Here is a 1,446-nt window from a genome sequence, read left to right on the forward strand (position 1 = left end):
TCTATTATTTGTTTATTTAACTAAATGAAAGTCCTAATTGCCCGATAAAACTACTTTTAGGGCCATAATTGACGATAGAACCCGTTTGGACTGTATGAGCTGGGGATTCTACTTTCTTCAGTGCTTGACGCACAGCTCCTTTAATATCTTCACCTAATGATTCAACTTTATCTGTTATTTCAGCTGTTAAGGCTGTCTGTAAAAGCCCGTTTTTCTCTGCAGTGAGAATAGACACAACGTGACTCGCACCTTTTTTGGTCCAACTTCGCCCTTGTCTTTTCATGCGATAGGTATATAAACGATGCCCCGTCTCTCCAACTCCTGTGCCACTTTCTATCGGTAAATCACGCTTCCTAAACGGTTTGATATAAATCGAATTGCGAGCTAAGTAGTTTTTGAGTTTTCTAATCTGTTCCATTCGTTCCTCTACAATGACTTCAGGAAGATCAATCAGACGACTTTCAATGGTGGCACAAAGCGTTTCGATTCTATCCCAATCATAACGATAAATAGCTTTCTCCACCTGATCGGCCAGTGGTTTATCAAAAGATAAACGTTCTTTAATCTTTTTATGGACATGGAATAAGTCTCTAAAATGCTCGTGCTGTTTACTGTAACCAACAATCGATTCAAACTTATCTGCTTCATATCCACTGCCGCCATCACTGTTCGTAACGACAATGGTCTCTTTTAAATTGTATACCTGATTCAAATAATGAGCGGCTTGTTTAAAGGCGTCCTGACTAGATTCGAGACTGGAAAAGACCATAGGATTGATAAGCGTATGACGCTTCTTCTCTCTATTCACGCCTTCATGTACAACGATTCTATGAATAACGGGAGATTTGCTTTCTCTTCCTTTGATAACGACTCCATCTCCTTCAATGAATAGGGCTTTGACTTTCTTGCGCTTTTTGTTTGATGAAGCATAATTATACTGACTAAGATACGTCTCGACTTTTTCTCCTACTTCTTGTGTCGCTTTATGAATGGTCGTATGACTGGCTCTGACAGATCCCGCCAGCTTTAACGCTTTTTCTGCTTGTCTATAGGGCATTTGAGCACCTAATTGAGCCATAGCTGCTTTAACATGCGGAGAGTGACGTTTATACTTTTCTAGTCCCAACGCTCTGTCTAATGCTAGAAAAGACTGTTCGCCTTCTTTTGTTAATCGCCTTCTGTAAAAGGTCACTTGTCCAAACTGAAATTGGACCGTTCGCTGTTCTCTTCTATCTATTCCCCAACCTTCTTGCTTATACTGGTAATAGAGTTCTTTGTCCATTCGTTCTATGGCTTGTTTCATTAGCCACTCATTCCACCCTTGAAACCATATATTTAAATGATTTTCTATATCAAGCATTGTGTTTTTCTCCTTCCACAATGCGATTAACTGTGCTATTATAGTGTTCATAACGAGACCTCTTTCTATTTGTGTGGTAACTTCTA

At 39.5% G+C, this 1,446-nt stretch carries 1 protein-coding gene; it reads right to left on the reverse strand.

Features of this window, described 5'->3' with window-relative positions; genetic code table 11:
* Positions 1 to 16: 16 nt before the first annotated feature.
* Positions 17 to 1,360: an ISLre2 family transposase gene (locus tag ABDZ53_RS12875; RefSeq protein ID WP_343757159.1), complete on the reverse strand. Its 1,344-nt coding sequence runs from the start codon at positions 1,358 to 1,360 to the stop codon at positions 17 to 19.
* Positions 1,361 to 1,446: the final 86 nt, after the last annotated feature.

This window comes from Alkalibacterium iburiense, assembly GCF_039521845.1.
Lineage (GTDB): Bacteria > Bacillota > Bacilli > Lactobacillales > Carnobacteriaceae_A > Alkalibacterium > Alkalibacterium iburiense.

Bases quoted from the DNA above. Each gene is read 5' to 3' on its own strand.
- ABDZ53_RS12875 (WP_343757159.1), bottom strand. From the start codon at position 1,360: ATGCTTGATATAGAAAATCATTTAAATATATGGTTTCAAGGGTGGAAT.